This window comes from Amycolatopsis sp. NBC_00438 (genome assembly GCF_036026695.1).
Classification (GTDB): Bacteria; Actinomycetota; Actinomycetes; order Mycobacteriales; family Pseudonocardiaceae; genus Amycolatopsis.
This window is the reverse complement of sequence record NZ_CP107923.1, coordinates 373,617-398,759: the sequence shown is the minus strand read 5'-3', so window position 1 is coordinate 398,759 and position 25,143 is coordinate 373,617. Positions and strand designations below refer to the sequence as shown.

The window sequence follows — 25,143 nt, the reverse complement described above, 5'->3', positions numbered from 1 at the left end:
CCAACGGGTCACCGTGGCGAGTCAGCGCGATCATCAACCTCGTTCTGGAACGTTCAACGCGGCCCGCAGCGCCGCGTCGAGGTGCGGGTAGGCGTAGACGTAGCCGCCGTCGAGGGCCCGGCGGGGAACGGCGCGCTGGCCCGTGGTCACCATGTCCGCCATCTCGCCGAGGGTCATCCTGAGCGCGAATCCGGGCATCGGCACCACGGCGGGGCGGTGCAGTGCCCGGCCCAGCGCCTTCGCGAACTCCCGCTGGGTGACCGGTTCGGGCGCCGTGCCGTTGTAGGCGCCGCTCCACGACGCGTCGTCGACCGCCTTGACGTACAAGCCGGCGATGTCGTCGAGGTGGATCCACGGCACGGCGAACGCCCCTCCCGCGATCGGCCCGCCCAGGCCGGCACGGTAGGTCGCGAGCAGTGACTTCAGCGTCCCGCCCGACGCGTCGAGCACGACACCGGTCCGCATCCGCACGACCCGGACGCCGAACTCGGCCGCCCTGGCCGCTTCGCGCTCCCACTCGACGGAGACCCGGGCGAGGAACGTGTCACCCGGCGGTGCCTCCTCGGTCACCTCCTCATCGCCGCGTGGACCGTAATAGGCGACGCCCGAGCTGGAGACGAGGACCCGAGGCCGTTCCGATTCGGCGGTGGCACGCAGGCCTTCGACCAGGTTGCGGGTGCCGGACACGCGCGAGCGTCGGACGCGGTCCTTGACCTCGTCGGTCAGGCGCTGGCCGAGAGGTTCGCCCGCCAGGTGGATCACGGCGTCCCGGCCGGCGAGCGCGTCGACCGGGGCGGGCCCGGAGAGCGGGTCCCACCGCGCCACCGACGGGTCGGTGCTCGCGGAACGGGAAAGCACGGTCACCTCGTCGCCGCGCGCTCGCAGGCGGGCGACGAGCTTGCCGCCGATGAGTCCGGACGCGCCGGAGATGGTGAGCTTCATGGTCCTGGATTCCTTGCGGCTGAGGGGAAAGTCAGATCCGCTCACGCGAGCGCCGTGAGAGCAGCGCGCGAAACGGTTGGGTGACGTGCAGGACGAATCCGCCGACGAGCAGTTGCCACAGCACGAAGGTGTACACGGCGGCCCGTTCCGGAATGCCCGGTGGAACCACACCGAACGTCGCCAACCACGTCAGGGCGGCAACGATCCCCGCGGCACCCAGCACGACACCCGCCACGCCGACGGCCCTGGGGATCCGCAGCCGGCGCCAGTGCCGGCTGATGACGATCGCCAGCGCGTTGCCGCCGAGGATCGCCATCGTCGCCCCCGTGTAGTGCAGCCACAGCGTGCCTTGCGCCACCGCATCGGGGGAACTGTGCGTGGCTCCGGTCAACACGAAGCCCACCGTGGTTGCCGCGCCGATGCCGAGCACCACGGCTCGCGTCCGGCCCTCAACCACCCGGCCGACCAGCAGCACGGCGCAGGCCAGCAGCAGTCCCTGGGCGACGAACCCCCAGTTCATCAGTGCGTGCAACGGAGAACAGACGATCCGCCCGTCGTACGCGGCACAGTGCGGGTTTCCCAGGTCGCTGACGTAGTTCGCGCTGTAGCTGTAGGCCGGTGTCGACCAGGCGCGGGCGGTGACGGTCTCGCCGATCGCATACACCAGCGCGCTGAGCACGAGGGCGATGGCGAAACCGGCCGGCGCCGCTGACATCCCGGTCCGCGGCAGGGTGCCGACGGGCTGGTTCTCCATGGTCGATTGTCCTTCCGGTACCGGGTTCACAGGCTTCGGCTAGGGAACGAGGACGATCTTTCCCAGGGTCGTCCGGCCGGAGGACTCGGAGAGTTCCATGGCCGCCGCCACTTCGGTGAGCGGGTAGCGGGCGGCGATCTTCGCGGTGAGCACCCCATCACGCAGCAGCCCGAAGACGTGGGTGAGGTCGGTGCGGATCCGGGCGCGGAACGCCTCCCGCTTCGCCGAGCCGGGCTTGCCCGCACCCGACCACACGTCGAAGAAGCTCGCGTGCTTGCGGGTGGGAAGGTAGTTCCAGAACGTCAGTTTCGTCAGCACGTGCAGGAAGCTGAGCAGCACCGGAGTGCGGTCGTCGAGCTTGCTCGCGATGCTGTAGCAGATGAGGGCTCCGGTGCTGGTGAGCAACCGGTAGGACCGGGAGATGCTCGCCCCGCCGAGGTGGTCGAACACGGCGTCCACGCCGTCGGGGGCGAGTTCCCGGACCCGGGCGGCGACGTCGGGATCCCGGTAGTCGACCGGCTGAACACCCAGTTCACGCAGGGCCTCGTGCTGGCGGGGGCTCGCCGTGCCGATCACCCGAGCACCCGCGTGGCGGGCGAGCTGGGCCAGCAGCGTGCCGACGCCACCCGCGACGCCCAGCACGAGCACGGTCTGCCCGGCCTTCACTTTCGCGACGTGGTGCAGCATTTGATAGGCGGTCAGCCCGTTGACCGTCACCGTCTCCGCCTCGTCCGCGCTCACGCCGTCGGGCACCGCCACCAGGTCGGCGGCGGGCAGCACGACGGCCGTCGCCCAGGCACCGGTCTTGGTCAGCGCGGCGAACCGCCGGCCGATCAGGGCGCGGTCCACGCCCGGGCCGACCGACTCGACGACGCCGACGAGGTCGTAACCGGGCACGAAGGGGAACGCGGGCTGGCCGTAGTAGCGGCCGCGGCGCATCGCGCTCTCGGCGAAGGAAACAGCGGTCGACTCGACGCGCACCAGGGCCTGACCGGCTGCCGGCGCCGGCAGCGAGCGCCGGAGCACCCGGAACCCGGACGGTTCGACCTTGCCCGGCAGCACCACCTCGGTGGCGGTCACGGTGGCCCCGGTGGGGAGGTTCGTCTCGGTCATGGCTGACTCCTGAAGTTAGCGCGACGCTCAGTCACTCTGTTAATGGTCGTAACTATGCATCGCCGTGTCATACTGCGTCAACTCATAGCGCGAAAGAAGGTGCTGCACGATGCCCGAGCAGGAGCCGACCCGGCGCGAGCGATACCGGCGCCAGACCGTGGCCGAGATCAAGTCCGCCGCAATGGGCCAGCTGCGCGAAGGCGGCGCGGAGACGGTGTCGCTCAACGCGATCGCGCGGAGCATGGCGATGTCCGCACCGGCGCTGTACCGCTACTTCGCCGGCCGCGACGAGCTGCTGGCCGACCTGGCGGTCGATATCCACCTGGCGCTTGCCTGCGCCCTCGAAGCCGCCGCCGACCGGGAGACGTCCGCCTCGGCGCGGGTCGGCGCGGTCGCCAACACCTACCGGGACTGGGCTCTGGCCCAGCCCCACGCCTACCACCTGGCCTACGAGACCACCTACGGCTCGGCCCGCGATCAGGCCGCCGACCGCATCGCGTCAGCCGCGCAGCGGTGCATGGACGTGTTCCTGGGCGTCGTGGCCGAAGCCGGCGAGCCAGCCGCCCCCTCGCTCCCGGCCGCGCTGGAGCAGCAGATCCGGCGGTGGAACGGCGGCGACGGCCGGCGCCACCTCCCCAGTGGGGTGCTGCACTTCGGGCTGGTCTGGTGGAGCCGGCTGCACGGCCTGATCAGCCTCGAACTGGGCGGGCATCTGACCGCCACCGGCATCGACGCCGCGGTGCTCTACCGGACCGAGGTCGAGGCGATGCTGGACAGCCTGTGCCACCGCGTGACTCCCCGTAGCAGAGTGACGTCGCCTTCGACATCGCGACGGTCCATTACGATGCGACGATGACCGACCAGCCGCCGGCGATGAACCGGCGTGAACGGCTCCGGGCCCAGACGTTCCGGGAGATCGAGGACTCGTCGTTCGCGATCATCGACGCCGAGGGCGTGCACGCGCTGTCCATCGCGGCCCTCGCCCGCAGCATGGCGATGTCCGCACCGGCGGTCTACCGCTACTTCCCTTCTCGGGACGCGCTGATCGCGCACCTGGTCACCCTGTCCTACCAGCAGCTCGCCACCGCGATGAGCCAAGCCTCCGAGGGCGCCAGGCGAGCACCGCGCACGCGAGTACGGCTCCTGGTCGCCGCCTACCGCGACTGGGCACTGCGCCACCGGCGGCGCTACGGAATGCTCTTCGCCGAGCGCGCCGGCGACGGGCCCGGGCAGGCACCCGCACAAACCCCACTGGACCAGGCGATGGGCTTGCTCGTCGACCTGCTGGTGGCCATCCAGGACACCGCACCGGCCGGCGGCACCACCGGCGACCGCACCCTCGACGGGCAGCTGCGGCAATGGGCACAGGCCCAGGCGCGGCCGGCCACCGCACCCCGCGCGGCGACCGCCGCCATCGTGATCTGGACCCGGGTCCACGGGATTGTCAGCCTCGAGCTCACCGGGATCTTCGACAACCGCACCATCGAGGCCCAGCGGTTGATCGACCTGGAGATCGACAACGCCATTCACTTCCTGACGGCCACCTGAGGTTTGTGCGGGCAGGCATCGGACACGTGCGCCGGTCACCGGCGCGGACCGGGATCGTGGGCGACGCGGTGCACTCCCCGGCCTCCGCAGTTTTGAGGAACGATCGTTCTTGACTGATCGTTCCTCAAAAGTCTATCGTCGTGGCATGGGCAGACGGAGGGCGTTCGACGAGGACGAGGTGGTGCGCGCCGCCGTGGGGTTGTTCGGTGGCCGCGCGTACGACGGGGTGTCGATCGACGACCTCGTCGCCCACCTCGGCCTGCACCGCAACAGCCTGTACAAGACGTTCGGCAGCAAGCGCGGCCTTTACCTGGTCGCGCTGCGCCGCCACCTCGCCGACGACGTCCGTCCCGTGGTCGACGCGCTCGCCGCGGCACCGGATGCCGCGACCGCGCTGCGGCTCGTCACGTCGGCCGATCTCGGTCTGCTGCTGCTGGCGGTGGTCGAACGGGCACCGGCCGACGAGGAGGTGGCCACCGAGGTGGCCGCGGCGCTGGCCGCCATCGACCAGGCGATCGCCGACGCACTCGGCATTTCCGCAGACCTGGCCGCCGCCCTCACGGCCGCCGCACTGGGCATCCTCCTGCGCGGCAACCCCGACGGTGTCGGCGCCGCGCTCACCCAACGCTTCGATCCTCCCGACTGACAAGGAAACAGCCATGGCACAGGTCCACATCGACGGCGCCGACCTCGTTGTCGTCATCGAAGGTCTCGACAAGCTCTGGGCCTTCAAGAGCAGCCTGACCATCCCGCTGGCCAACGTCCGCGGCGCGACCGCGGACCCCGGCATCGCCGCCGTCCCCAAGGGGATCCGCGCGCCGGGTGCCCACGTACCCGGCGTGATCACGGCGGGCACGTTCCACCTCGACGGCGAGAAGGTCTTCTGGGACGTGAAGGACGCGTCGAAGGCCGTCGTGATCGAACTCGCCGACGAACGCTTCGCCCGCCTGGTCCTCCAGGTCGAGAACCCGCGCGAGACCGTCACGCTGGTCGAGAACGCCCTGCGCTGAACGAAGGTGGGCCGATGTTCTCCCACCTCGCCACGGTCGTGATGGCGCGGGCCGTCGTGACCGCCACCCCGGTCGAGGCGACGCCCCGCCTCGTGCCCGCCGCCGACCGCGAGGTCGCCTTCACCATCGACGGGACGGCGACGTAAGGCACCCTGCACGTTCCCGCCCACCGTGCCGGGCAGCGGTTGCGCGCCGCGCACGAGTGGCAACAGCCTATTGAGCGTGGTGTTCGCCGCTGGCGTGATCGGCGCTGTGCACCTGACTTTCACCGGGTCCAGCCTCGGCCTGTTCCCGGTGAAGGTGCCGTTCTCGTGGAGCGTCGCTTGGTGCGGAGTGTTGGTGGTTGTGTGCTGGCTGTGGTCGCTGATAGTGGACGTGACGGCCCGCCAGTGGTCCTGGGCATCGTCCAGGGCTTCCGTCCCCATCCTCGCGGCAGTCGAGGCGGCGCTGCTGACGGTGGTGTTGGCACCCTTACCGGCTTCCCGGATCGACCTGCAGATCATCGAGTCCACGACATCCTCCGCCCCTCTGCCGCACCTACTCGATCTCCGCGGCGCCGAACCGACGCTGGTAGTCGTCCTTGTCGCCGCCGTGACTCTCCCGGTGGCCGGAAGACTGGCTCCGGCGCTTGCCACTCCGCCCGCCAATCCGGACCGTTGCGCCGCCCCCATCTCCGACAGCGACAAGCTCTATCTCATCGACCACCTCCGCAAATACGGCGGCACCATCCGGGAATCTCAACGCGACGGCACCACCTACCTTGAAGTCAGCGCATCCCCGCCCGGAAACGGTGGGTCACTCGCGGAGCAAGCCCTCAGCCGGCCCGGCGTAGATACCGTCGAGTCAAAGCCGTGACCGCGGCAGGCTTTCGGCCGGCACGAACGGCTTCCGGCCGAGCACCGTCACCGACGACTCAGGTGATACTCCCCGCACACCGCCTCAGCGGGAGCCCGGATCAAGGCCGCAGCCGTCGAACAGGGCGTGGGCCCGCAGGTCGACTTGCGGCCGACGGTCTGGCAGATGTTCGGGGCGTCGTCGGCGATCCGGAAGGCCGAGCCTGCGGCGAGCCACTGCCCGGCACCAGCCTCGGCATCGAGACCGTTCCAGACCGGTTCGGCGATGGCGTCGACAGCACTTCGGTTCGAGAACTGCCCGAGGTGATCACGTCCCGCGCGGACCGGCTGCCAGACCATGCGAAGGAGCGATGGGCGGTATCCACGGACAACCCGAAGCGCTCGCAGCAGCCGTAGGTTCGACCTTGCCACTGACAGCCACAACACCTACACGACTGAAACGCGCGCCGCGTGCTCGACCAGAACACCTCCCTCCGGGGAATCGCACCCGGGTCAGCCGACAGTCGGCCCGTCGGTGTCCTGCTCGTCGGCGGTCGCTTCCTCGACGATCTCCGCGATGTGGATCGTGTCGTCGTCCGGATCGAGGTCGGCATCCTTCGTGGTCACGGTGACATCGACCGTCTCCAGGTGGTGTTTCTCGCGCAGGAACCGCTCGCGGTAAAGATGCTCGGCATCCTCGGTGAGGTTGTGCAGCATCCGCGCGTTGAGCCCGGCGCCAATCGCGATGCCCAGGACCGGCACCGCCTGTCCGAGCTTCTGCCTCGTCAGCCGCACCGCGAACCGCTCGTAGAACGCCTTGACGATCCGCGTGACACCGTTCCTGTTCAGCTGCTCCCACGTCGCCCTTCGGGCAAGGTCATTCACGAGCTTGTTCAACTGGACGTACGCGACGCTCTTGCTGGTCTGCTGGGCCATCCCGAAGCTGAGGACACCGAGCGCGAATACCCGCTCCTGCGGCAACTCGGTGTCGTAGCCGTAGTACGCGGCGGTGTGGGCGATCGCCCTCGTCATCGCACCCAGCACCAACACGGCGTCAGCCGCGATCGCCGCGGCGACCGTGCCCACGCCGGGCGCCGCACCGGCACCCACCCCGACGACACCACCGGCTGTGGTGAGCAGTTCACCGCCGGAAACCGCCAGGCCGGCGCCCGCACCCTCGACCGCGCTGAAAGCCGTGTAGCGCAGCCCCAGACGAGGCTTGGCCTTGTCGACATCGCCCAGGTCCAGTTTGTGGATGTCGCTCAGCTCGCTGACCGCGTGTCCGCGCTTGGCGTAGGCCGCGACGACCGCCTTGCGTCGCAGCGTCGCTTCGCTGGCCTTGTTCACCAACGTCAGCAATCCGTCGATCGAGTTGTGGACGACCGAGGTCAGCTGCTCCGCGCCGGGCACTTGCTCGAGCCGTCCCTTGGCGACCTGGCCACCCTTGACCAGGCGATCACGAACGCCCTGCGGCAGCAGACGGCGCTCGTTGACCGTCAACCGCTCCTCACGCCAGCGCTCGATGTCCTGCCACGCCGCACGCTCGTACGGGCTCATCTGCTCGACACCCACGGCCACCCCCTCGATGCGAAGACCGCTCCGCCTGCTGCGGCGAACTCATGGGGCATGGTAAGCGGTTCCGGTGCCGACAGCGCCGAGCAGTCACGACAATCGTCACTGCGCGGGCAGCGGCGGGCCATGTCAGCTGCCGGCGTGGCGGTGCAGGAAGGTCTGCACGAGAGCGTCCTGCTCTCCACGGGTGGCGGCGGTGAGCTCGATGCTGTCGTCCCCGGCCCGATGGGTGACCGAGCCGCGTTTCTGCCGCTCCAGCCGGCTCTTGACGACGGCTACGACGGCGCGCAGAACGACCGGGGACTCGCGCTGCTGCGACACAACGGCTCCTTCGCGGCACACGTGACCTGGACGTCAGTCAGTCGGCGACCGCACTCCCGCGTTACGCGGGTGGGTGCTCGTGCGTAGGAGCCGTGAGCGGCATACGGGGTTCGTGAGCGAGGGCGATCACGGCGCCGGTGCTGCATGTCACCTTCACGGCGGAGGCCCGGGCAAGGTGCCATCGACACGTGTCTCGATCAGCTACGCTGACCCGCGTGGGTCACCAACCCCGCGACCACCAGTTCAAGGATGTCGCCGACGCGATCAACTCCGCGTTCGCGACCTTCTGGACCGACTGCCTGACCCTGCTCGGCGGGTTGATGACCGACATCGGCAAGCAGATCGGCGACCGCCTTCAGCTGACCGTGATCGAAGCCAACTTCGCCACGTTGCCCGACGTCGGCGACAGCCGGGGCGTCATCGACGACCCGGCCCGCTGGCAGGTCAAGCCGGGAGCGACCCACTCATGACCCGTCGCCGTACCCTCTGCGGTGTCTTCGTCGCGCTGCTGGTTTCGGGGCTGAGTGCCGGCTGTTCGTCCGGTCGCCCACCGGTTCCGGCCGAGCCGTCGGTCTCGGTCCCGCCGATCCCCGGGATCGGGATGAGCGGGGCCGGCCGGTTCCGCGCCGATCCGTGCGCCGCAGTCACCGTCGAGCAGCTCACCGCCCTCGGTTTCACCGGCGGTGAACGCAGCCGTGACGGCAACCGGTGTGTCACCACGTTCGGCGCCGTCGCCAAGGTCAACACCTCGAACCTGGGCGACAGCCTGCAGATCCTGTATCAAGAGCACGCCCTGGGCCACGACACCGGCAACCACTGGGAACCGATCACCGTCGAGACCATCTACCCGGCGGTCATCGTCTCCATCGACGAGAACATCCCCAGCAAACAGGCCGACGGGCCGCGCGGCTGCACCCTCGCACTCGCCGCCGACAACAGCACCCTCGTCTACATCAGCGCCGCCACCGCCGACCAGCCCGAAGCCGGACCGTGGCAGCACGACCCCTGCGGCGCCGCACAGAAGATCGCCGCCCTCACCGTCGCCAACCTGACTGCGTAACCGCGCTGTACTCGCTTCTGTCGGTGCCCCAACACCACTGAGGTGAGTTCTGGCCGGTTGCGTAGTGACCGACGCTCTGTCGGCGATCGTGACCCTTCCGACTGACACACGCTCATGCCGGCGAGCGGACGGCCCTGCCGGGCAGAGAACGCACCCACGGTCGTGTGACACTGGCGTAGCGGGCAAGCGGGAAGAGCATTTCGAGAAAGTGCGCGCGGAACGGGATGCACATCGCCGGGAAGTTAGTTGCGGAGCAGCCGTGCCGGCCAGGCCGCTGGGACGCGATCCACCGGAGCGTCTGCCTCCGGTGCGCACGGAACGCAGAGGTCGTCGTCGACCTCTACCGCGAAGGGGCAACCCTTCGCACGGTCGGGGACCACGAAACCGGGCCCGTCGTCGTGCTGGAGTACCACGCCGGCGACTGCGGCGGCCGGACCCGCGTCCAGACGCGCCCGACTCTCAGCTTGAAGGGCACATTTCTGCGGTCGTAACTGCCCTCTCGTGCCTCGAAGAACTCGTCGGCAAAACATCCAGCGCAGTGGCGCCTGACAGGCGGCGTGCGGATGACTCAGCACATAGGTTCGACGGGCTCAGCCGACCGGTGGGAGGCGGAGAGCCGGTCGGCTGCCGACAGGAAAAGGTGATCACGTGCCGGATGACGACCTGTCAACCCTGTGGAGGCGTCAGTGGCCGGGGTGCTCCCCGCTGGCCGATAGCCTGAAACAGGCCTGCCACGACCGATGGGTGCGTTTCCACAGCCTGCCCGGATCCAAAAGATATCCCGACACCGACTCCGACTACGACATCGTGCTCCACCGCTACAACACGGTTTTGGACGAGCTGTTTCACGGACAGGACGTCCGGATCGTCACCACCGACTGGTCGGACGCGTCCGAACCCCCGGCGCTGTCCGCGCACCACGTGCTCTGGAACCCGGGCGCCCGGCACTGGATGTCCGTCCGCACCGATGAAGAAGAAACCGACCCGGACTTCATCACCTACACCCATCTGTACGTCAGCCGCAGGACTTGGCGACCCGGTCTCGTGGACGACCTGCTCCGCGCCGCGGCCGATGAAGCCACCGTCGGAGTGATGATCACCAGCTTGTCCTTCGACCGGATCCATCATCCCTACGACGGAGGCGCAGACCTCCTGCTGCCGACGACCAGCGAACGCGAGACCATCAGGCACTCCCACACCGACTGGCTCTCGGACCATCCGTCCGGATACTGAACGCCCGACACCCGCCAACGCGGCTGACCGCGCTGTCGCCGGCGATCACGACGGAAACACTGCGACCGTGACTCGGCTCGGGGATCTCAAGCCATCGCACACCTTCGAAGCCGGGGACCGGGTAGGACGCCGTTCGGGATCCATCCGCCGGGGATCGCGGACACGCTATGGCGGCTGACCGGTCAAGGGTATGTGGCCGACTGGTTATGTCTGGCCGCGTCACACGCAACCACTGCCGACCACTTTGTTTTAATCGAGGTATCGCTAGTCGTAGGCGTAATGACGACTGCGGCCCTTCGCGCCGGGCAACGACGGGCCGAAGACACGGGCGGAAACCGCGCCGGAGCGCTCGGTCGCCTGACAAGACACGGGTCAGGGACACTCAACGCGGAAGAAACGGGGCTTTCATCGCCGAGACCTTGCGCCGGGGCTCTCGTTGGACCACGATCACGGATCGTTGTGCACGTGCAAGCGCACGAGCGAGGCTGGGGGTTGACCGAGGTGGCACCGGTGGCGGCCGGGACAGTGGATGTCCCGAGTGACGCGGATTTGATCCGGGCGGTGCGCGGCGGGGACAACGCCGCGTACGGCCGGCTCTACGACCGGCACCTGGTCGCGGCCCGCCGGGTGGCGGCCATGATCGCGTCAGGCGACGCGGAGCGGGACGACCTCGTCGCCGAAGGATTCACCCGCGTGCTACGGATCTTGCGGTCGGGTGAGGGCCCGGACGAGGAATTCCGGTCGTATCTGCTCACGACCATCCGGAACACGCTGATCAGCTGGCGGAGGCGCGACTCCGCGCTCTCGTTGGTCGCCGAGGTGCCGGACGTTCTGCCGAGCGAAGGCTGTGACGAGCCGGTGGACAGTCGGATGCACGGCACCGTCGCCGCGGGGGCGTTCGCGACCTTGCCCGAGCGGTGGCGGGCGGTGCTGTGGCGGACCGAGATCGAGGGCGAGTCGCCGGCCAAGATCGCCGAAGACTTCGGGATGACACCCAACGGCGTCGCCGCGCTGGCCTACCGCGCCCGGGAGGGGCTGCGGCAGGCGTACCTGGACCAGCACGTCCCCGAGGTGCGGCGGCGCACCTGCCGGGTCGTCTCCGGCCAGCTCGCTCGCTGGGTGCGCGACGGCGTCGGCGACCGCAAGGCGTACCGGATCACGACCCACCTGGATCGCTGCCCGGACTGCCGGAAGCTGGCCACCGGCCTCCGGGAGCTCAATCAGGAACTGCCCGCCGCCGTCGCCCCCCTCATCCTGGGTCTCCCGGTCGTGACGCACTGGCTGACCGCTTCCGGCTCCGTCGCCACGTCCGGAGCGGCCGCGAGCACCGGCGCCTCCGCTCTTTCGTGGGCCATGGCGACGAAGGTGGCCGCCGCGAGTGCGGCACTCGTCACGACGGTCGCGATCGGCGCGAGCACGTCCGACATCGCGCCCACGCCCCCGGCGGCCGGTGCCGACGGCTCGACCTCGCAACCGGTGGGAACGCGGCCCGCGGCGAACGTCCCGGCCGGCAGCGAACAGCGGCCCTCGTCGGAGGCGCAGCTCACCTCGGCGCCGCCCACGCCGGAGTCGTCGTCCGCGGGCGACGCGGCGGCAGAACAACAGGCCGAGACCACCAGCGCCAGTGAGACGGCCGCGACGGACAAACATGCGGCAAAGCAGTCGGCAAAACAGGCTGCGAAAGAGTCGAAGCAGGCTGCGAAAGAGTCGAAAAAGGCGGAGAAGACGAAGCAACCGCAGGGATGAGCCAGGCCTCGTCCCAGAGCGTCGGCCAACAGCGGTTCGCCACTCGCCACGCAGTAACCATCGCCGGGTCGTCGCATGTCGGCGGGGACGAACGGGCTTCCACCGTCCGTGCGGGTGGTCGCCGTCAGGAGAACCCACTGACCGGCGGCCACCCCCGGGACAGAGGTTCGCGAGCATGGCTGCGCCTTCGGTCGCCGGCGCCTCGGGGACGCCTGCGGCATGGCCTGGTTCAGCGGCCGTTGCGCTCTAGGTCACGGAGCAATCCCACGCCCGGCCGACATCCGGGACTCGCCCACCGCTAGAGGCAGCCTGGTCCGGCAACAGCGCGGACGAACAGCTGCCCGCACGGCGGAACCAAGATCCCGTCGCCATGGCCGGCGTGTCCCTGTGGCCACTGGGCAGCCCGCGCAATCTCACAATTGTCCAGCCGCGGCTGAAGCTGGTTCGAGATACCAGGTGCTGTTACAGAGCATCGCGTAGAGGACGTCGCAGCGGCGGCGGCCGGTCAAAGGGAGCGCGGCCTTGTGTCTTGCCTCGGCTCGTTCCCGGTCGCAGAAGCCCGGCTGGTCGGGTCGGCCACCAGCGAACGCGGCGAGAGACGCGCCGGCGCGCGTAGGCGTAGCGCTGACACCGACCGGGTCGATGCGGTACCAGCGCGCGTACAGCCGCAGCAGCGCCTTCTGCACAAGCCCGGCGGCCCGGTCCCCGCACATCAGCAACCCTTCACGGCGCCCGACGATCGCGCGCTCCCGCACAGCGATCAATCAAGTTCACCCCTCCGCCTCATCCGAACGCGACCGGGCGCGCAGATCGCTGCATGATCGCCGCGCTGATCTCGCCGAAGCCGGTAGCCCGCAGAGAAGCCGCCTCCACACCGGCGACAGGAAGCACGGCAGACCGCCGTCAGGCGCCGGCGTCGCGCCCGGCCATGAGTCAGTGATCGACGCGGGCGACACAGTGCGCACCGGCGGTACTACCGCACCGCGAAGCCGCGCCCGTGCAGCCCCGCCGGCGACCATCAGAGCCGGCCGACAGCAGCGGCAGCCGGGCAGACCACGATCTGGACGATCGTCAAGATCGACACTAGATCGCCTGCTTCTGGGTAGCAAAAAAGCCCAGGTCATTGACCTGGGCTTTGCTCCCCCGCTTGGACTCGAACCAAGAACCCTCCGGTTAACAGCCGAATGCTCTGCCAGTTGAGCTACAGGGGAATGTCGCTCTTTCCGGTGCCGCGCTCTCGCCCGACCAGAAGAACTTTAGACCATCCCCGCAACCGGGTTCGCACCACCCCCCACTTAGCGCAACCGCCCCCTGCGGGCCGTTTTCCTGGACAATGGACACCTCGGACGACCTATCGACGAGAGGCGTGGACACGGATGAAGAAGTTCCTGCTGGGCGCGGGCCTGGGCTACGTACTGGGCGCCAAGGCAGGCCGGGGGCGGTACGAGCAGCTCGTGCGCACCTACCGCCGGGTCGTCGACCATCCGATGGTCCAGGGTGCCGCCGGGGTGGCGCGGGCCAAGATCAGCGAAAAGGCGGGGCGCCGGCGTTAGACCTGCGCGACGACGAACACGCGGCGGAACTCGAACCACGTCGTGCCGTCGGCGCGTGTCGGGTACGCCTGGTCGAGCCGGGGGGCCAGTTCGGCGCGGAACCGGTCCCACGCCTCGTCCGGGAGGGCCGCGCGGATCGGGCGCAGCGCCGTCCCGGTGATCCACTCCAGCACCGCGCGCGATCCGCGCAGCGGCTGGACGTACGTCGTCTCCCAGGCGTCGACGCCGCAGCCGGCGTCGGCCAGGAGGTTCGCGTACTCGAGCGGGCTCGAGACCGCGTCGTCCTCGCGCAGGACGACGTCGGCCAGCTGGGACGACCAGGCCGGGGACGCCGCCAGCTCGCGGGTCAGCGCGTGCGACGGCGCGTCGAAGTTGCCCGGCACCTGGACCGCCAGCCACGCGCCGGACGGCAGCTGCCCGGCCCAGCGGCGGAGCAGGTCGCGGTGCTCGGGCACCCACTGCAGGACGGCGTTCGACACGACGACGTCGGTGTCCGGCGCCGGCGTCCAGTCGTTCACGTCGAGCAGCGAAGCGTCCAGGCCGCGGGTGCGGGCGGCTGCCACCATTTCGGGTGAACTATCACTGCACTCCAAGGCGGCACCAGGCCAGCGTTTCCCCAGGTCGACCGTGAGGTTCCCGGGCCCGCAGCCGAGATCGGCCACACGCCGGGGCGACGTCGCGCCGATCCGGGACGTCAGGTCGTAGAACGGCCGGGCCCGCAGGTCGGCGTAGTCGAGGTACTTCTCCGGATCCCACACGGTCGCCTCCCGAACAAACAGTACGCCTGTACTGAGTACGAGCGTACTGCTATTCGGCGGCGGTAGCCAGCGTCGCCGCGACCTGCTCGGCGATGGCCGCCACCAGCGAGACGTCGGTGCCCGGGTCCGGGCGGACCTGCAGGACGCTGCCGTCGCGGCCGGGGACCTTGCGCTGGACGAACCACGCGCCGCCACCGGGGCCGATCTCCTGGCGGTGCCGCGAACGCACCGACCCGTCGACGCGCAGCCGGACGTGGTGCGGCACCTTGCCGGGCTCCGGCAGACTGAACCGCGCCGGCGCGAGGTCGGCCAGCACGACCGCCGACCCCGCGGTACCGGTCTCTTCCGACTCGGTCAGCGTGAAAACGCCGCCCTTCCAGGCCGCCTTGCCGATCAGGTGCCAGCCGACGCGCCGCGCGCCGCCGGGGCCGTCCGGGATCCACAGCCCGAGCGGCGTGACGAGCAGGTGCCCGCCGCCCTCGACGGGTGCGCTGTCCACGACGTCCTCGCCGGCGTCCAGCGAGCCGGCGAAGCCCTCGGGGGTGCGGTCGCCGAGCAACCGGCGCAGGAAACCCACGTCAGCTCCACGAGCTGGCGGAGGCCTGCTCGCCCAGCGACTTCTTGTACTGCTCCAGCGCGACGAGGTCGCCGAAGAGCGCGCGGTAGTCGTCCGGCGCCTCGACCGGCGACAGCCGCTGCAGCTTCCCCTTGATCTCCGCGATCTGCCGCCCGACGAGGCTCTCCTGCAGCCGGGCGAGGATCGAGGAGATGTAGCGGGAGTCGACTTCGTCCTTGGCCTGCAACGGTTCCACGGCCAGCTCCGAGAGCACCCGCTTGACCGTCCCTTCCGGACAGTGCGGGGCCGCGGCGTCCAGCAGCGACGGGCCGGTCAGGCCCGAACCGGCGCCGCCGGCCTTCAGCACGGCTTCGTGCACCGCGATGTACACCGGGTGCGTGAACGCCTCCAGCGGCAGCGAGTCGTACTCGGGCCCGGCGATCGCGGGCTGCTGCAGCGCGGCCTTCAGCGCCTCGCGCTGGATCGCGAACCGCGGGTCCTTCGGCGCGGGCCGGGCGAGGTCGGATTCCGGGGCCTTCACCTCGGGCGCGCCGACGCGGGCCGGCTGCTTCAACGGCGCGCCGCCGCGCTTGTCGGTCGCGCCCGCGCTGCCGCGCACGCGGTTGACGACCTGGGCGACGTCCTGCCAGCCCACCCACCAGGCGAGCTTGGACGCGTAGCCGTCGCGGGCCGCGCGGTCCTTGATCGCGGCGACCATCGGCACGGTCTTCTGCAGCGCCGAGACCTGGCCGTCGACGGCGTCGAGGTCGAAGTTCTTCAGCGTGCTGCGGATGGCGAACTCGAACAGCGGGATCCGCCGCGCGACCAGGTCCTTGACCGCGCTGTCACCCTTGGCCAGGCGCAGCTCGCACGGGTCCATGCCGTCCGGCGCGACCGCGATGTAGGTCTGGCCGGCGAACGTCTGGTCGCCTTCGAACGCCTTGAGCGCGGCCTTCTGGCCCGCTTCGTCACCGTCGAAGGTGAAGATCACTTCGCCGCGGAAGGCGTCGTCGTCCATCATCAGCCGGCGAAGCACCTTCATGTGGTCTTCGCCGAACGCCGTGCCCGAGGACGCCACGGCCGTCGGCACGCCGGACGCGTGCATCGCCATCACGTCGGTGTAGCCCTCGACCACGACGACCTGGTGCCGCTTCGCGATCTCGCGCTTGGCCAGGTCGAGACCGAACATGACCTGGGACTTCTTGTAGATCGGCGACTCGGCGGTGTTGAGGTACTTGGCCGAGATCCGGTCGTCGTCGAACAGCCGCCGCGCGCCGAAGCCGACGACCTCGTTGCCGACGTCGCGGATCGGCCAGACCAGACGCCGGTGGAAGCGGTCCATCGGGCCGCGCTGGCCCTCCTTGGACAATCCCGCCGTCAGCAGCTCCTTGACCTCGAAACCGCGCGTGAGCAGGTGCTTGGTCAGCTTGTCCCAGCCGCCGGGGGCGTAACCGCAGCCGAACGTCTTCGCCGCGGCCGCGTCGAACCCGCGCTCGGACAGGAAGTCCCGCGCGGTGCGCGCCTCGTCGGTGACCAGCTGCTCGGCGTAGAACTCCTGGGCCGCGCGGTGCGCCTCGATCAGCCGGCTGCGGCTGCCGCGGTCGCGCTGGATCGTCGCGCCGCCGCCTTCGTAGACGAGCCGGATGCCGACCCGGTCGGCCAGCCGCTCGACGGCCTCGACGAAGGTGATCAGGTCGATCTTCTGGACGAACTTGATCACGTCACCGCCCTCGCCACAGCCGAAGCAGTGGAAGGTGCCGTGCGTCGGGCGGACGTTGAACGACGGGGTCTTCTCGTTGTGGAACGGGCAGAGGCCCTTCAGGCTGCCCCCACCGGCGCGGCGCAGCGCCACGTACTCCCCGACGACCTCGTCGATCCGGTTCCGTTCGCGCACTTCCGCGATGTCGCTCTCCCGAATCCGTCCTGCCACGTGTACCACCATAGATGGCACCTCATCCGGCACACTGGGGGTGTGGCCACACCGACCGTCCAAGACGCCCTCGCCGCGCGGTTCGCCGAGCACCGCGGTCACCTGATCGGGGTGGCCTACCGGCTCACCGGCACCCGCGCCGACGCCGAGGACGCCGTCCAGGAGTCCTGGCTGCGGCTGGCCGGGCTCGACGAGGCCGGCCGGGACGCGATCCGGGACCTGCGCGGCTGGCTGACCACGGTCGTCGGCCGGATCTGCCTCGACCGGCTGAAGTCGGCCGCGGCGCAGCGGGAGCGCTACGTCGGCCAGTGGCTGCCGGAGCCGGTGGTGACGCCGTTCGGGCAGCCGGTCAGCGAGGACCCGCTCGAGGTCGCCGTCCGCGACGACGGGCTGCGGATGGCCGCGCTGGTCGTGCTCGACAGGCTGACCCCGGAGCAGCGCGTCGCGTTCGTGCTGCACGACGCGTTCTCGCTGCCCTTCGCCGAGATCGCGGACATCCTCGGCTGCTCGGTGGACGCCGCGCGCCAGCACGGCTCCCGCGGCCGCCGCGCGCTGGCGGACGCCGATCCGGCGCCCCGCGCGCCGCTGGACGACCAGGCGAAGATCCTCGAGAAGTTCGTCACGGCGCTGCTCGCCGGCGACATCGGCGCGGTCGTCGAGCTGCTGCACCCGGACGCGGTGCTGATCGGCGACTCGAACGGCAAGGGCCGCACCACGCGCCAGCTCATGGTCGGCGCGGACAAGCTCGCCCGCTTCTTCATCGGCCTCATGCGCAAGTACGCGCCGGAGAGCGTCACCCGCGGCGCGCCGGTGCTGGTCAACGGCGACCTCGGGTTCTACCTGCCGCCGCTGCCGGGGCGCGAGGGCTTCCTGGCGCTCGACGAGCACGTCCAGGCCATGAGCGTCCGCGACGGGAAGATCGTGGCGATCTACGACGTCGTCAACCCGGACAAGCTGACCCGGATCACGCGTCCCGGTGCCGCACCTTCGTGATCCCGGCGACCAGCAGGAGCAGCGCGAAGCCGCCGAAGTAGGCGAGTGCCCAGCCCGGGCCCAACGGCGAGTCCGACAGCACGGCCGCGTTGCCGCCGTCCCGGCCGGCGTTCGCCGCGCCGGTGCCGCTGAGGAACTTCGTGACGGCGTTCAGCGGCAGCCAGCGGTGGATCGCCGGCCCGGCCTGCGGGATCAGCTGGATGACGTTCTCCGCCATGAGCGGGTACGCGACGAGCAGCGCGACCGCGCCGGCCGTGTGGCGCACCAGCAGGCCGACGCCGACCCCGCACACCGCGGCCAGCGCGTACACCGGGCCGTTGCCGGCGACGATCGTCCAGTCCGCGACGCTGTCGAGCGCCAGGTCGGCGTCCGGGGCGAGGATCCGCGCCGCCAGCCAGGCGAGGAACGCGGCGGTTTCGCCGATGAGGAACGCGTACCCGGCGACGACCACGGCCTTCGCGACCAGCGCCGGTGTCCGGGCCGGCGTGGCCTGGAAGGTGCCGTGGATCGTGCCGGAGTGGTACTCGCTCGTCACCGAAAGGGCGGCCAGCAGCAGGACGGCGACCAGGCCGAGCTGGTAGCCGAACTGGGTGCTCGCGACGGTGGGCGGCAGCCGGGACTCGGTGGCCGCCGACGCGGTGAGCACGGCCGGCGCGACCAGGGCGGCGACCGCGAAGAGGCCGCACACCCAAGGGGTGGCGATGCTGAAGAGCTTGATCCGTTCACTGGCGACGAGGTGCATGCCGGAACGGTCCCGCGACCGGCGTCTCCGGCGCGTCCCACCGTGGTCTGGTTCCCGGGGTCCTACGGGAGCGGGACCCGGCAGGCGTCACCGGAGGTGAAGCCCTGGTCCACGATGCCGAGCGCGCTGTTCATCCGGGCGCGGGAGTTCTCCAGGCCGATCTGGTAGGTCAGCTCGATGACGCCGGCGCGGCCGAACTCGCGTTCCAGCTCGGCGACCTGCTCGTCGGTCACCGTGACCGTCTCGGCCGACATCGCGTCGGCGTAGGCGATCGCCAGCCGTTCCCGCGGGCTGAACGCGGGCGACGTCGCGTAGTCGTCGATCTTCTTCAGCCGCTCGATGTCCAGGCCGTCGTGCTTCTGCAGCATCGTGCCGAAGTCGACGCACCACGAGCAGCCGATCCGGGTGGCGACGCGGTAGACGGCGAGCTCGCGCACGTTCGCCGGGAGCTTCTTCGACGCGCGCAGCACCATCAGCTCGTGCACCGCGTTCGCGCGCAGCAGGCCGGGGTGGTGCGCGGTCACCGCCATCGGTTCGGGCACCGCGCCGTACTTCCTGCCGGCGACGCGGTAGAGGAGCTTGAGGAACGTTCCGGCTTCGGTGGTCTTCTTCGCGGCGATGCGGGGCATGTCCGGCTCCATCCGTCTCGATCGTCTCGGTCAGGTGGGGAACGAGACGGCGTCGCCGGATGTGACACGCGGCGAGGTGAGCCACGCCACCAGCATCGTCACGGCCGCCGCGCCGAACACGACGGCCAGGCCCGGCGCCGCCAGCCCGCCGGTCGTGGCCAGGGCGAGCCAGCCGAACACCGCGGCCCCGGCGAGCCCGCCGGCCTGCCGCGCGAAGGTCAGGGACCCCATCGTGACGCCCATCAGGTCCCGCGCCGCCCGCGTCTGGCCGAGCACGGTGAACGCGGACGTGCAGACGGTGAACGCGGCGCCGATGGCGAACAGTCCCGGCACGAGCGGCCCGCGGATCCCGCCGGCGGCCACGGCGATCGCGGCCAGTCCCCCGGCCCCGAGCAGGCAGCCGGACCGCCCCCACGCCGTCATGTCGGGTCGTTTCCGGGCCAGGGCCGAGAACGACACCGAAAGCGCGAGCTGCCCGGCGGTCATCGCGATGAGCAGCAGGCCGGTCCCGGCCGCGCCGGCGCCGAGGGCGGCGACGAGCGCGACGTAGGTGAACGTGCCGTAGAGCGCGGCGCCCGCGAGGCCGTTGACGACGACCGCGCGCGCCAGGACGGCGTCCGCGAACACCTTCGGCGGGATCAGCGGGCTCGGCGCGCGCTTCTGCCGCCGCACGAACAGGAACCCCGTCACCACCGCGGCCACGACGAGCACCGGCGTCCACAGTGGACTCCGGGCGAGCGCGTCGACGGTACCGAGCGCGACCACCGCGGCGCCCGCGACGGTCAGCAGCCCGCTGCTCGCGAAGTCGAAGCTTTTCCTTTCCCGACGCGGTTTCGACGTCAACCCACGCAGGCCGAGCAGCAGCGCCGGGACGCAGAGCGGCAGGTTGACCAGGAAGATCCACCGCCAGCCCGGTCCGGCCGCGAGCAGCCCGCCCAGCGGCGGCCCGCCGAGGGTGGCGGCCGCGAACACGGCCGTCTGCCAGCCCTGGCGGCGCAGCAGTTCGTCGCGGTCGAACAGCTCTCCCAGCGCGCTCATCGCCGAGACGATCAGGCCGCTCCCGCCCAGCCCTTGCAGGGCCCGGGCGGCGACCAGCGCACCGACGTCCGGCGCGGCGGCGCACCAGGCCGAGCCCGCCGCGAACAGCAGGATCGAGACCACGAAGCAGACGCGGCGGCCGTAGAGGTCGCCGAGCCTGCCGTGCAGCGGCGTCGCGACGGTGAGGGTCAGCAGCCCGGCCGCGGTCACGGCGACGAGCCCGGTGCGGGCGTGCAGGTCGGCGCCGATCGAGGGCAACGCGGCGGTGACGATCAGGCCGTCCAGCTGGGCCATCGCCATGCCGAGCAGGAGGCCGGCGAAGGCGAGGTCGCGAGGCGCGATTGCGTGCATAAAGCACACGTTATAACGTGCGTTATGCACACATCAAGTCCGGGTGACGGTGGCCCCGCCCTGTTCCGGCTGGTCCGGCACTGGGCCCGCCAGCAGGCACCGGACGTCGTCCAGCGCTTCGCCGCCGACGCGCCGCCGACCTGGACGGCGTCGAACCTCTTCGTCATCCAGGCGATCGACGGCGCCGCGAGCGGCGAGGTGACGGTCGCGGACGTGGCCCGCCAGCTGGGCGTCGACCGCTCGGTGGCCAGCCGGATGGTCGGCGAAGCCGCGCGAGACGGCTTCGTGGCGCGCGCGACGTCGACCCGCGACGCGCGACGCGCCGTCCTGACCCTCACCGACACCGCGACGGCGTTCCTCGAGACGTCGCGGGCCTACCAGCGTCAGGCGTTCGAGGCGCTGGTAGGCCACTGGCCGCAGGAGGATCGCGAACGCTTCGCCGGCTACCTGGGCCGGCTCGCGGGCGAGGTCCTCGGTTAGCCCATCGCGTTGAGCGCTTCCCAAGCGCACCAAGCCCTCGTGACGCCGAACTGCGCGAGGAACCGCACCGCGGCGCGGACGTCTTCCGGCGTCGCGCCGCCCCGCCGCGCGCGCCCGACGTGGATGCGGAACGTCTCGGCGAGGGTCTGGTAGTGGACGTCGACACTCAAGCTGACCAGGCCGCGCTCGCGTTCGGTGAGCGTGCCCGGGCCGTGCCCCGTCCGCATCCGTGACTGCAGGTCGAAGTACTCCGCGAAGTGCGGGTCCAGCCCCCCCCAGCCGGGCGCGCACGGCGTCCGGGAGCGGGCTCGGCGCGGCGTCCGGACCGGTCGAGACCAGCTCGTCGGCCAGGAGGTCGACCTCCGGACGCGGGATGCCCAGCTCGGTTTCGAGCTCGGCGATCCGTTCGACACCCGCGGACGCCGCGTGGTAACCGCAGTCGTACGAGACGAACCGCAGCAGCTCGCGAAGGTCCGAAGTGGACACTCCGGCGGCGATCCCGGCCCGCACGTGCGCGGTGAACGCCAGGCCGAGACTGCCCTGGCAGACGTCGGCCGTGACGGCCAGGAAGGTCTTCTCGCGGTCGGTCAGCTCCGGGACCGCCCGGAGGAACCGCGCGGAGGCGCCGACCAGCTGCGCGAAGGCGGGGTCGAGCGCGGCCAGCCGGTCGAGGCTCGCCGGGGTGGTGGTGGCGGTGGTCAAGGTGCTGCTCCCTCAGTAGCTGGACGATCGTAGCGCTACAGCTGTAGTGCGAATGACGCTACACCTGTAGCGCAATAGGTGTCCAGCTACACTGGGACCACCATGAACGAGACTTCCCGCCGCCGTCCCAACGTCCGCGGCCAGGGCGAACTGCTCCGCGAAGAGATCGTGACGGCCGCCGTCGGGATGCTCGACGAGCTGGCCGACGACGAGGCGCTCTCGCTACGGGCCGTCGCACGTGAGGTGTCGATCGCGGCGACGTCGGTGTACCTGCACTTCCCGGACCGCGACGCGCTGGTCCTGGCCGCCATGCAGCGCTGCCACGAAGAACTCGTGCGGACCGGCGACGACGCCTACGCGGCGGCCCCGGACCCGGCGGCCGGGTTGCGCGCGCGGATCCTGGCGCAGGCCGGGTGGGCGCAGGCGCACCCCGGGCTCTACAAGGTGCTGCACGAGAGCAAGGTCCACCGGCGGCTCGGGATGCCGTTCAAGGGCGTCATGGTCGCCCGCACGACCGACGCGATCCGCCGCTGCATGGAGGCCGGCCTGGCGCCCGCGGACGACCCGGCGATCGTCGCCATCGACCTGCGCACCGCCGTCAACGGCATGCTGGCGCAACGGATCAACGAGCCCGACCTGCCGTGGCCGCCCGCGGTCGAGCAGATCGACCGGTTCCTCACGAAGCTCGTCGGCCTGGCTTGTGTTCGGTGACGAGACGGTCTTGGGTGGACCGGTATGAGCCAGGACCTCCCGGCGGTGACCCCGCGGATGGTGGTGCGCGACCTCCGCATCGGCGGCTCGCGCGTGCTGGTCTCCGCCGAGGGTGAGCGGGAGCTGTTCCCCGCGTTCCGCTACATCCACGTGGCCGACGCGGACGCGACGTACCGCCGCGCCCTCGACTGCGGCGTGACGAGCCTGGAGGAACCGGCGAACACCCCGTACGGCGACCGCCGCGCGATGGTCCGCGACCCGTTCGGCAACATCTTCCAGATCGCCCACGCCCGTGGCTGAGCGGTTCCCCCGCCTCCACCAGGTCGTCCTCGACACCACCGATCCCCGCGGGCTGGCGGAGTTCTACCGGCGGTTGCTGGGATTCACCTACCGCCCGGGCGACGATCAGGACTGGCTGGTGCTCCGCGACGCGGAGGGTGTCCCGCGCCTGGCGTTCCAGCGGGTCGACGAGCTGCCACCCCCGACGTGGCCGGCCGGGCCGCGCCCGCAGATGCTGCACCTGGACCTGACGGTGCAGACGCGCGCGGACCTGGACGAACAGCACGCGCGGGCTTTGGCTCTGGGGGCCCGGTTGCTGGCGGACCACGCGGAGGATCCGGAGGAGCCCCTGCGGGTCTACGCGGACCCGGCGGGCCACCCGTTCTGCGTCTTCGTGGCTTGATCCCGCCCGGGCTACTCCCCGGTGCTGCCGTCCACCGATTCGCGGATGAGGTCGGCGTGGCCGTTGTGGCGGCTGTACTCCTCGACCATGTGGACCAGGATCCAGCGCAGGTTCGGCCTGAGCCCGTCCGGCCAGGCCCGGTCGGCCGGCTGGGAAAGGTCGCCGCCCTCCATGGCCTTCGCGAACAACTCGCGTGAGCGCGCGACGGCCCCCTCCCACAGCTCGCGCAGCTGCTCAGGGCTGTCCTCGGCGGCGGAATCCCAGTCCCAGTCCGGGGTCGCCGTCCAATCGACCGAGTTCCACGGCTCCGCCCGCTCGTTGCCGAACAGGACGCGGGAGAACCAGTGGTCCTCCACGTACGCTAGGTGCTTGAGCATCCCGCCGAGGGTCATCGTGGACGAGCCGACGGTCGCGCGCAGGCCCGCCGCGTCCAGGCCCGCGCATTTCCACGCCAAGGTCGCGCGGTGGTACTCCAGGAACCCCAGCAGGGTCCCGGCTTCGTCGGCGTCGACCGGCGGTTCGGGCCGGCCCTGTTCGTCCACGATGGTCATGAGCGGGCACTCTACCGATTTTGTCGGTGGGCTCCAGTAGGTTTCCGGGCATGGCTGAATTCGTACTCGTGGCAGGCGCTTGGCTCGGTTCGTGGGCGTGGGGCGAGGTGGTCCCGGAACTCACCGCGGCGGGGCACGGCGCCCACGCCGTGACGTTGTCCGGCGTCGCCGAGAAGCGCGCGCTGCCCGCCGGGCAGCAGACGCACGTGCAGGACATCGTCGACGTCGTGGAGGGCGCGGACCTGCGCGACGTCGTGGTGGTGGGGCACAGCTACTCGGGCATCCCGGTGGGCCAGGCCGCCGAGCGGATCGGCGACCGGCTGGCGCGCGTGGTGTTCGTGGACTCGAACGTGCCGGCCGACGGCGAGTCGTTCACGTCCGTCTGGTCCGAAGCCCGGGTGGCGGCGCTCACCGAGCGTGGCTTCTGGCCCCCGCTGACCGCGGAAGACTATGCGGACCAAGGACTTTCCGACGACGAGATCGCCCGCATAGTCGGCGGCTCGACCCCGCACCCGGCCGCGTCCCTCACCGAACCGGCCGTCCTCACCCGCCCCCTGGGCGAGCTCCGGGCGACCTACGTCAAGTGCCTGCTCGACGGCGACACCCCGAGCCCGGACGTCGCCGAGTTGCTCAAGAGCGACCGCTGGAACCTGGTGGAGCTGAACACCGGCCACTGGCCGATGTTCTCGCAACCAAAGGAACTCGCGACGATCCTGCTGGAGGCGGCGTGAGCGATCAGGGCGCCGGCGGATGATCCGGCTTTACGTTCCGCTGGAACGGGTTTTCGCCGGCGCGCAGCGGGAAGCCGGCGCTGGTGGTGCGGCCGGCGGGGGCGCCTCCGACCTCGGGTTGAGCTCGCGCTGTAGGCCAGTGACGTCCTGGCTGCGGGCGGGCGCGACCTTGAGCCAGTGCGGCCGCGGACGCCAGGGGCAGCTCTGGTCGGCCGCGGAGCTCGGCCTTGGACCACCACTGCAGTCGCGCTGCCGGCCGGCGGTGGGACTCTCGCCGCCGGCGAGCGCTCGATCCCGGGCCAGAGCAGTCGCACCTTCGGCCGGCGATCGGCCCTGGCCGCCGACGGGTGGTCGATCCTAGGCCGGACGAGTCGCGCTGTCGACCGACGGGCAACTTTGGCCACGGGCAAGAAGTCCTCGTGGCGACGCGACCCGTAAGCGGTCTCACCGCCGGCCAACCGGCGGGCGAGGAGCGGCGCTGCCGCCTGACATGCGAGCGGCACCGGACGACCGGCGGCTCGGCTCGGCTCGGCTCGGCTCGGCTCGGCTCGGCTCGGCTCGGCTCGGCTCGGCTCGGCTCGGCTCGGCTCGGCTCGGCTCGGCT

At 70.8% G+C, this 25,143-nt stretch carries 32 protein-coding genes, 1 tRNA gene and 1 pseudogene; 17 read left to right on the top strand and 17 right to left on the bottom strand.

Features of this window, described 5'->3' with window-relative positions:
* Positions 1-33: 33 nt before the first annotated feature.
* Genes OG494_RS01875 through OG494_RS01865 form a run of 3 tightly spaced genes read right to left on the bottom strand, consistent with a single transcriptional unit; the run spans position 34 to position 2,809 of the window.
* Positions 34-942 (bottom strand): TIGR01777 family oxidoreductase, encoded by a 909-nt coding sequence (locus tag OG494_RS01875; protein ID WP_328451285.1) that lies wholly within the window; start codon positions 940-942, stop codon positions 34-36.
* Between the two features lie 31 nt (positions 943-973).
* A complete protein-coding gene (locus tag OG494_RS01870; RefSeq protein WP_328451283.1) occupies positions 974-1,696 on the bottom strand; it encodes a DUF998 domain-containing protein in 723 nt (240 codons plus the stop codon).
* A gap of 39 nt (positions 1,697-1,735) precedes the next feature.
* The gene (locus OG494_RS01865) at positions 1,736-2,809 is read right to left on the bottom strand and encodes a medium chain dehydrogenase/reductase family protein (protein ID WP_328451281.1); all 1,074 of its coding nucleotides are present in this window, start codon (positions 2,807-2,809) and stop codon (positions 1,736-1,738) included.
* A 109-nt stretch (positions 2,810-2,918) separates the two neighbouring features.
* Here OG494_RS01865 and OG494_RS01860 point away from each other — a divergent pair, with 109 nt between their 5' ends.
* The 6 genes from OG494_RS01860 (at position 2,919) to OG494_RS01835 (ending at position 6,222) form a co-directional block, all read left to right on the top strand.
* Positions 2,919-3,665, top strand: a complete 747-nt coding sequence (locus tag OG494_RS01860; protein WP_328451279.1) for a TetR/AcrR family transcriptional regulator — start codon at positions 2,919-2,921, stop codon at positions 3,663-3,665.
* Positions 3,662-4,357: a TetR/AcrR family transcriptional regulator gene (locus OG494_RS01855; RefSeq protein ID WP_328451277.1), complete on the top strand. Its 696-nt coding sequence runs from the start codon at positions 3,662-3,664 to the stop codon at positions 4,355-4,357. Before OG494_RS01860 ends, OG494_RS01855 begins: the two co-directional genes overlap by 4 nt.
* A 145-nt stretch (positions 4,358-4,502) precedes the next feature.
* Positions 4,503-5,003 carry a TetR/AcrR family transcriptional regulator gene (locus OG494_RS01850; RefSeq protein WP_328451275.1) on the top strand — a complete coding sequence of 167 codons (501 nt, stop codon included), beginning with the start codon at positions 4,503-4,505 and terminating at the stop codon, positions 5,001-5,003.
* A gap of 13 nt (positions 5,004-5,016) precedes the next feature.
* Positions 5,017-5,367: a hypothetical protein gene (locus OG494_RS01845; RefSeq protein ID WP_328451273.1), complete on the top strand. Its 351-nt coding sequence runs from the start codon at positions 5,017-5,019 to the stop codon at positions 5,365-5,367.
* Positions 5,368-5,381: 14 nt separating this feature from the next.
* Entirely contained in the window at positions 5,382-5,513 is a 132-nt protein-coding gene (locus tag OG494_RS01840) for a hypothetical protein (RefSeq protein WP_328451271.1), read from the top strand.
* A gap of 76 nt (positions 5,514-5,589) precedes the next feature.
* Positions 5,590-6,222 (top strand): hypothetical protein, encoded by a 633-nt coding sequence (locus OG494_RS01835; RefSeq protein ID WP_328451269.1) that lies wholly within the window; start codon positions 5,590-5,592, stop codon positions 6,220-6,222.
* 47 nt (positions 6,223-6,269) lie between these two features.
* Here OG494_RS01835 and OG494_RS01830 read toward each other — a convergent pair whose 3' ends face one another.
* The 3 genes from OG494_RS01830 to OG494_RS01820 form a co-directional block, all read right to left on the bottom strand.
* Positions 6,270-6,560 carry a hypothetical protein gene (locus tag OG494_RS01830; protein WP_328451267.1) on the bottom strand — a complete coding sequence of 97 codons (291 nt, stop codon included), beginning with the start codon at positions 6,558-6,560 and terminating at the stop codon, positions 6,270-6,272.
* A 153-nt stretch (positions 6,561-6,713) separates the two neighbouring features.
* A complete protein-coding gene (locus OG494_RS01825) occupies positions 6,714-7,772 on the bottom strand; it encodes an EcsC family protein (RefSeq protein WP_328451265.1) in 1,059 nt (352 codons plus the stop codon).
* A 129-nt stretch (positions 7,773-7,901) separates the two neighbouring features.
* The gene (locus OG494_RS01820) at positions 7,902-8,093 is read right to left on the bottom strand and encodes a hypothetical protein (RefSeq protein WP_328451263.1); all 192 of its coding nucleotides are present in this window, start codon (positions 8,091-8,093) and stop codon (positions 7,902-7,904) included.
* Positions 8,094-8,308: 215 nt separating this feature from the next.
* Between OG494_RS01820 and OG494_RS01815 the strand changes: the two genes are divergently transcribed.
* The 4 genes from OG494_RS01815 to OG494_RS01800 all read left to right on the top strand — a co-directional run bounded on the left by OG494_RS01815 (position 8,309) and on the right by OG494_RS01800 (position 12,132).
* Complete coding sequence (locus tag OG494_RS01815) at positions 8,309-8,563, top strand: hypothetical protein (protein WP_328451261.1); 255 nt, start codon at positions 8,309-8,311, stop codon at positions 8,561-8,563.
* Positions 8,560-9,153, top strand: a complete 594-nt coding sequence (locus OG494_RS01810; protein ID WP_328451259.1) for a DUF3558 family protein — start codon at positions 8,560-8,562, stop codon at positions 9,151-9,153. The genes OG494_RS01815 and OG494_RS01810 overlap by 4 nt, the downstream gene beginning before the upstream one ends.
* A gap of 648 nt (positions 9,154-9,801) precedes the next feature.
* Positions 9,802-10,386 carry a DUF3885 domain-containing protein gene (locus OG494_RS01805; RefSeq protein ID WP_328451257.1) on the top strand — a complete coding sequence of 195 codons (585 nt, stop codon included), beginning with the start codon at positions 9,802-9,804 and terminating at the stop codon, positions 10,384-10,386.
* Between the two features lie 561 nt (positions 10,387-10,947).
* Complete coding sequence (locus tag OG494_RS01800) at positions 10,948-12,132, top strand: RNA polymerase sigma factor (RefSeq protein ID WP_328451256.1); 1,185 nt, start codon at positions 10,948-10,950, stop codon at positions 12,130-12,132.
* Positions 12,133-12,545: 413 nt separating this feature from the next.
* On the opposite strand, the gene OG494_RS48290 is transcribed toward OG494_RS01800, so the two are convergent.
* Both OG494_RS48290 and OG494_RS01790 read right to left on the bottom strand, forming a co-directional pair.
* On the bottom strand, positions 12,546-12,896 hold the full coding sequence (locus OG494_RS48290) for a hypothetical protein (protein ID WP_442874373.1): 351 nt from the start codon (positions 12,894-12,896) through the stop codon (positions 12,546-12,548).
* A 374-nt stretch (positions 12,897-13,270) separates the two neighbouring features.
* Positions 13,271-13,343 (bottom strand) — tRNA-Asn (locus OG494_RS01790).
* A 165-nt stretch (positions 13,344-13,508) separates the two neighbouring features.
* On the opposite strand from OG494_RS01790, the gene OG494_RS01785 reads away from it, so the two are divergent.
* Positions 13,509-13,685 carry a hypothetical protein gene (locus OG494_RS01785; protein WP_247054991.1) on the top strand — a complete coding sequence of 59 codons (177 nt, stop codon included), beginning with the start codon at positions 13,509-13,511 and terminating at the stop codon, positions 13,683-13,685.
* Here the strand turns inward: OG494_RS01785 and OG494_RS01780 are convergent.
* Genes OG494_RS01780 through dnaG form a run of 3 tightly spaced genes read right to left on the bottom strand, consistent with a single transcriptional unit; the run spans position 13,682 to position 16,941 of the window.
* Positions 13,682-14,443, bottom strand: coding sequence for a trans-aconitate 2-methyltransferase (locus OG494_RS01780; protein ID WP_328451255.1), 762 nt, complete (start codon positions 14,441-14,443; stop codon positions 13,682-13,684). The genes OG494_RS01785 and OG494_RS01780 overlap by 4 nt on opposite strands.
* A 49-nt stretch (positions 14,444-14,492) precedes the next feature.
* Complete coding sequence (locus OG494_RS01775; protein ID WP_328451254.1) at positions 14,493-15,020, bottom strand: hypothetical protein; 528 nt, start codon at positions 15,018-15,020, stop codon at positions 14,493-14,495.
* A 1-nt stretch (position 15,021) separates the two neighbouring features.
* Entirely contained in the window at positions 15,022-16,941 is a 1,920-nt protein-coding gene (dnaG, locus tag OG494_RS01770; RefSeq protein WP_328451253.1) for a DNA primase, read from the bottom strand.
* Between the two features lie 30 nt (positions 16,942-16,971).
* Between dnaG and OG494_RS01765 the strand changes: the two genes are divergently transcribed.
* A complete protein-coding gene (locus tag OG494_RS01765) occupies positions 16,972-17,922 on the top strand; it encodes a sigma-70 family RNA polymerase sigma factor (RefSeq protein ID WP_328451251.1) in 951 nt (316 codons plus the stop codon).
* Here the strand turns inward: OG494_RS01765 and OG494_RS01760 are convergent.
* The 3 genes from OG494_RS01760 to OG494_RS01750 form a co-directional block, all read right to left on the bottom strand.
* Positions 17,894-18,664, bottom strand: a complete 771-nt coding sequence (locus OG494_RS01760; protein ID WP_328451249.1) for a hypothetical protein — start codon at positions 18,662-18,664, stop codon at positions 17,894-17,896. The genes OG494_RS01765 and OG494_RS01760 overlap by 29 nt on opposite strands.
* A gap of 62 nt (positions 18,665-18,726) precedes the next feature.
* The gene (locus OG494_RS01755; protein ID WP_328451247.1) at positions 18,727-19,293 is read right to left on the bottom strand and encodes a carboxymuconolactone decarboxylase family protein; all 567 of its coding nucleotides are present in this window, start codon (positions 19,291-19,293) and stop codon (positions 18,727-18,729) included.
* A gap of 30 nt (positions 19,294-19,323) precedes the next feature.
* Positions 19,324-20,682 (bottom strand): MFS transporter, encoded by a 1,359-nt coding sequence (locus OG494_RS01750; RefSeq protein WP_328451245.1) that lies wholly within the window; start codon positions 20,680-20,682, stop codon positions 19,324-19,326.
* 24 nt (positions 20,683-20,706) lie between these two features.
* Here OG494_RS01750 and OG494_RS01745 point away from each other — a divergent pair, with 24 nt between their 5' ends.
* On the top strand, positions 20,707-21,162 hold the full coding sequence (locus OG494_RS01745; RefSeq protein WP_328451243.1) for a MarR family winged helix-turn-helix transcriptional regulator: 456 nt from the start codon (positions 20,707-20,709) through the stop codon (positions 21,160-21,162).
* Here OG494_RS01745 and OG494_RS01740 read toward each other — a convergent pair.
* Positions 21,159-21,389 carry a carboxymuconolactone decarboxylase family protein gene (locus tag OG494_RS01740; protein WP_328451241.1) on the bottom strand — a complete coding sequence of 77 codons (231 nt, stop codon included), beginning with the start codon at positions 21,387-21,389 and terminating at the stop codon, positions 21,159-21,161. The two genes, OG494_RS01745 and OG494_RS01740, sit on opposite strands and share 4 nt — an antisense overlap.
* 241 nt (positions 21,390-21,630) lie before the next feature.
* Positions 21,631-21,864 (bottom strand): annotated as a pseudogene (locus OG494_RS01735) (carboxymuconolactone decarboxylase family protein); the annotation flags it as partial.
* Positions 21,865-21,966: 102 nt separating this feature from the next.
* Between OG494_RS01735 and OG494_RS01730 the strand changes: the two are divergent.
* The 3 genes from OG494_RS01730 to OG494_RS01720 are packed head-to-tail and all read left to right on the top strand — an operon-like array spanning position 21,967 to position 23,257.
* Positions 21,967-22,575, top strand: a complete 609-nt coding sequence (locus OG494_RS01730; protein ID WP_328451239.1) for a TetR/AcrR family transcriptional regulator — start codon at positions 21,967-21,969, stop codon at positions 22,573-22,575.
* Between the two features lie 24 nt (positions 22,576-22,599).
* The gene (locus tag OG494_RS01725) at positions 22,600-22,875 is read left to right on the top strand and encodes a VOC family protein (RefSeq protein WP_328451238.1); all 276 of its coding nucleotides are present in this window, start codon (positions 22,600-22,602) and stop codon (positions 22,873-22,875) included.
* Positions 22,868-23,257: a VOC family protein gene (locus tag OG494_RS01720; protein ID WP_328451236.1), complete on the top strand. Its 390-nt coding sequence runs from the start codon at positions 22,868-22,870 to the stop codon at positions 23,255-23,257. The genes OG494_RS01725 and OG494_RS01720 overlap by 8 nt, the downstream gene beginning before the upstream one ends.
* Positions 23,258-23,268: 11 nt before the next feature.
* Here the strand turns inward: OG494_RS01720 and OG494_RS01715 are convergent, their stop codons facing one another.
* Positions 23,269-23,808, bottom strand: a complete 540-nt coding sequence (locus OG494_RS01715) for a DinB family protein (protein ID WP_328451234.1) — start codon at positions 23,806-23,808, stop codon at positions 23,269-23,271.
* Between the two features lie 50 nt (positions 23,809-23,858).
* On the opposite strand from OG494_RS01715, the gene OG494_RS01710 reads away from it, so the two are divergent.
* A complete protein-coding gene (locus OG494_RS01710) occupies positions 23,859-24,539 on the top strand; it encodes an alpha/beta fold hydrolase (RefSeq protein ID WP_328451232.1) in 681 nt (226 codons plus the stop codon).
* Positions 24,540-25,143: the final 604 nt, after the last annotated feature.

What these genes read in the sequence shown, in the direction of transcription:
- OG494_RS01875 (WP_328451285.1), bottom strand. Translation starts at nt 942, where the DNA reads ATGAAGCTCACCATCTCCGGCGCGTCCGGACTCATCGGCGGCAAGCTC.
- OG494_RS01870 (WP_328451283.1), bottom strand. Translation starts at nt 1,696, where the DNA reads ATGGAGAACCAGCCCGTCGGCACCCTGCCGCGGACCGGGATGTCAGCG.
- OG494_RS01865 (WP_328451281.1), bottom strand. Translation starts at nt 2,809, where the DNA reads ATGACCGAGACGAACCTCCCCACCGGGGCCACCGTGACCGCCACCGAG.
- OG494_RS01860 (WP_328451279.1), top strand. Translation starts at nt 2,919, where the DNA reads ATGCCCGAGCAGGAGCCGACCCGGCGCGAGCGATACCGGCGCCAGACC.
- OG494_RS01855 (WP_328451277.1), top strand. Translation starts at nt 3,662, where the DNA reads ATGACCGACCAGCCGCCGGCGATGAACCGGCGTGAACGGCTCCGGGCC.
- OG494_RS01850 (WP_328451275.1), top strand. Translation starts at nt 4,503, where the DNA reads ATGGGCAGACGGAGGGCGTTCGACGAGGACGAGGTGGTGCGCGCCGCC.
- OG494_RS01845 (WP_328451273.1), top strand. Translation starts at nt 5,017, where the DNA reads ATGGCACAGGTCCACATCGACGGCGCCGACCTCGTTGTCGTCATCGAA.
- OG494_RS01840 (WP_328451271.1), top strand. Translation starts at nt 5,382, where the DNA reads ATGTTCTCCCACCTCGCCACGGTCGTGATGGCGCGGGCCGTCGTGACC.
- OG494_RS01830 (WP_328451267.1), bottom strand. Translation starts at nt 6,560, where the DNA reads ATGGTCTGGCAGCCGGTCCGCGCGGGACGTGATCACCTCGGGCAGTTC.
- OG494_RS01810 (WP_328451259.1), top strand. Translation starts at nt 8,560, where the DNA reads ATGACCCGTCGCCGTACCCTCTGCGGTGTCTTCGTCGCGCTGCTGGTT.
- OG494_RS01785 (WP_247054991.1), top strand. Translation starts at nt 13,509, where the DNA reads ATGAAGAAGTTCCTGCTGGGCGCGGGCCTGGGCTACGTACTGGGCGCC.
- dnaG (WP_328451253.1), bottom strand. Translation starts at nt 16,941, where the DNA reads ATGGTGGTACACGTGGCAGGACGGATTCGGGAGAGCGACATCGCGGAA.
- OG494_RS01760 (WP_328451249.1), bottom strand. Translation starts at nt 18,664, where the DNA reads ATGCACCTCGTCGCCAGTGAACGGATCAAGCTCTTCAGCATCGCCACC.
- OG494_RS01755 (WP_328451247.1), bottom strand. Translation starts at nt 19,293, where the DNA reads ATGCCCCGCATCGCCGCGAAGAAGACCACCGAAGCCGGAACGTTCCTC.
- OG494_RS01750 (WP_328451245.1), bottom strand. Translation starts at nt 20,682, where the DNA reads ATGCACGCAATCGCGCCTCGCGACCTCGCCTTCGCCGGCCTCCTGCTC.
- OG494_RS01745 (WP_328451243.1), top strand. Translation starts at nt 20,707, where the DNA reads ATGCACACATCAAGTCCGGGTGACGGTGGCCCCGCCCTGTTCCGGCTG.
- OG494_RS01740 (WP_328451241.1), bottom strand. Translation starts at nt 21,389, where the DNA reads ATGCGGACGGGGCACGGCCCGGGCACGCTCACCGAACGCGAGCGCGGC.
- OG494_RS01730 (WP_328451239.1), top strand. Translation starts at nt 21,967, where the DNA reads ATGAACGAGACTTCCCGCCGCCGTCCCAACGTCCGCGGCCAGGGCGAA.
- OG494_RS01725 (WP_328451238.1), top strand. Translation starts at nt 22,600, where the DNA reads ATGAGCCAGGACCTCCCGGCGGTGACCCCGCGGATGGTGGTGCGCGAC.
- OG494_RS01715 (WP_328451234.1), bottom strand. Translation starts at nt 23,808, where the DNA reads ATGACCATCGTGGACGAACAGGGCCGGCCCGAACCGCCGGTCGACGCC.
- OG494_RS01710 (WP_328451232.1), top strand. Translation starts at nt 23,859, where the DNA reads ATGGCTGAATTCGTACTCGTGGCAGGCGCTTGGCTCGGTTCGTGGGCG.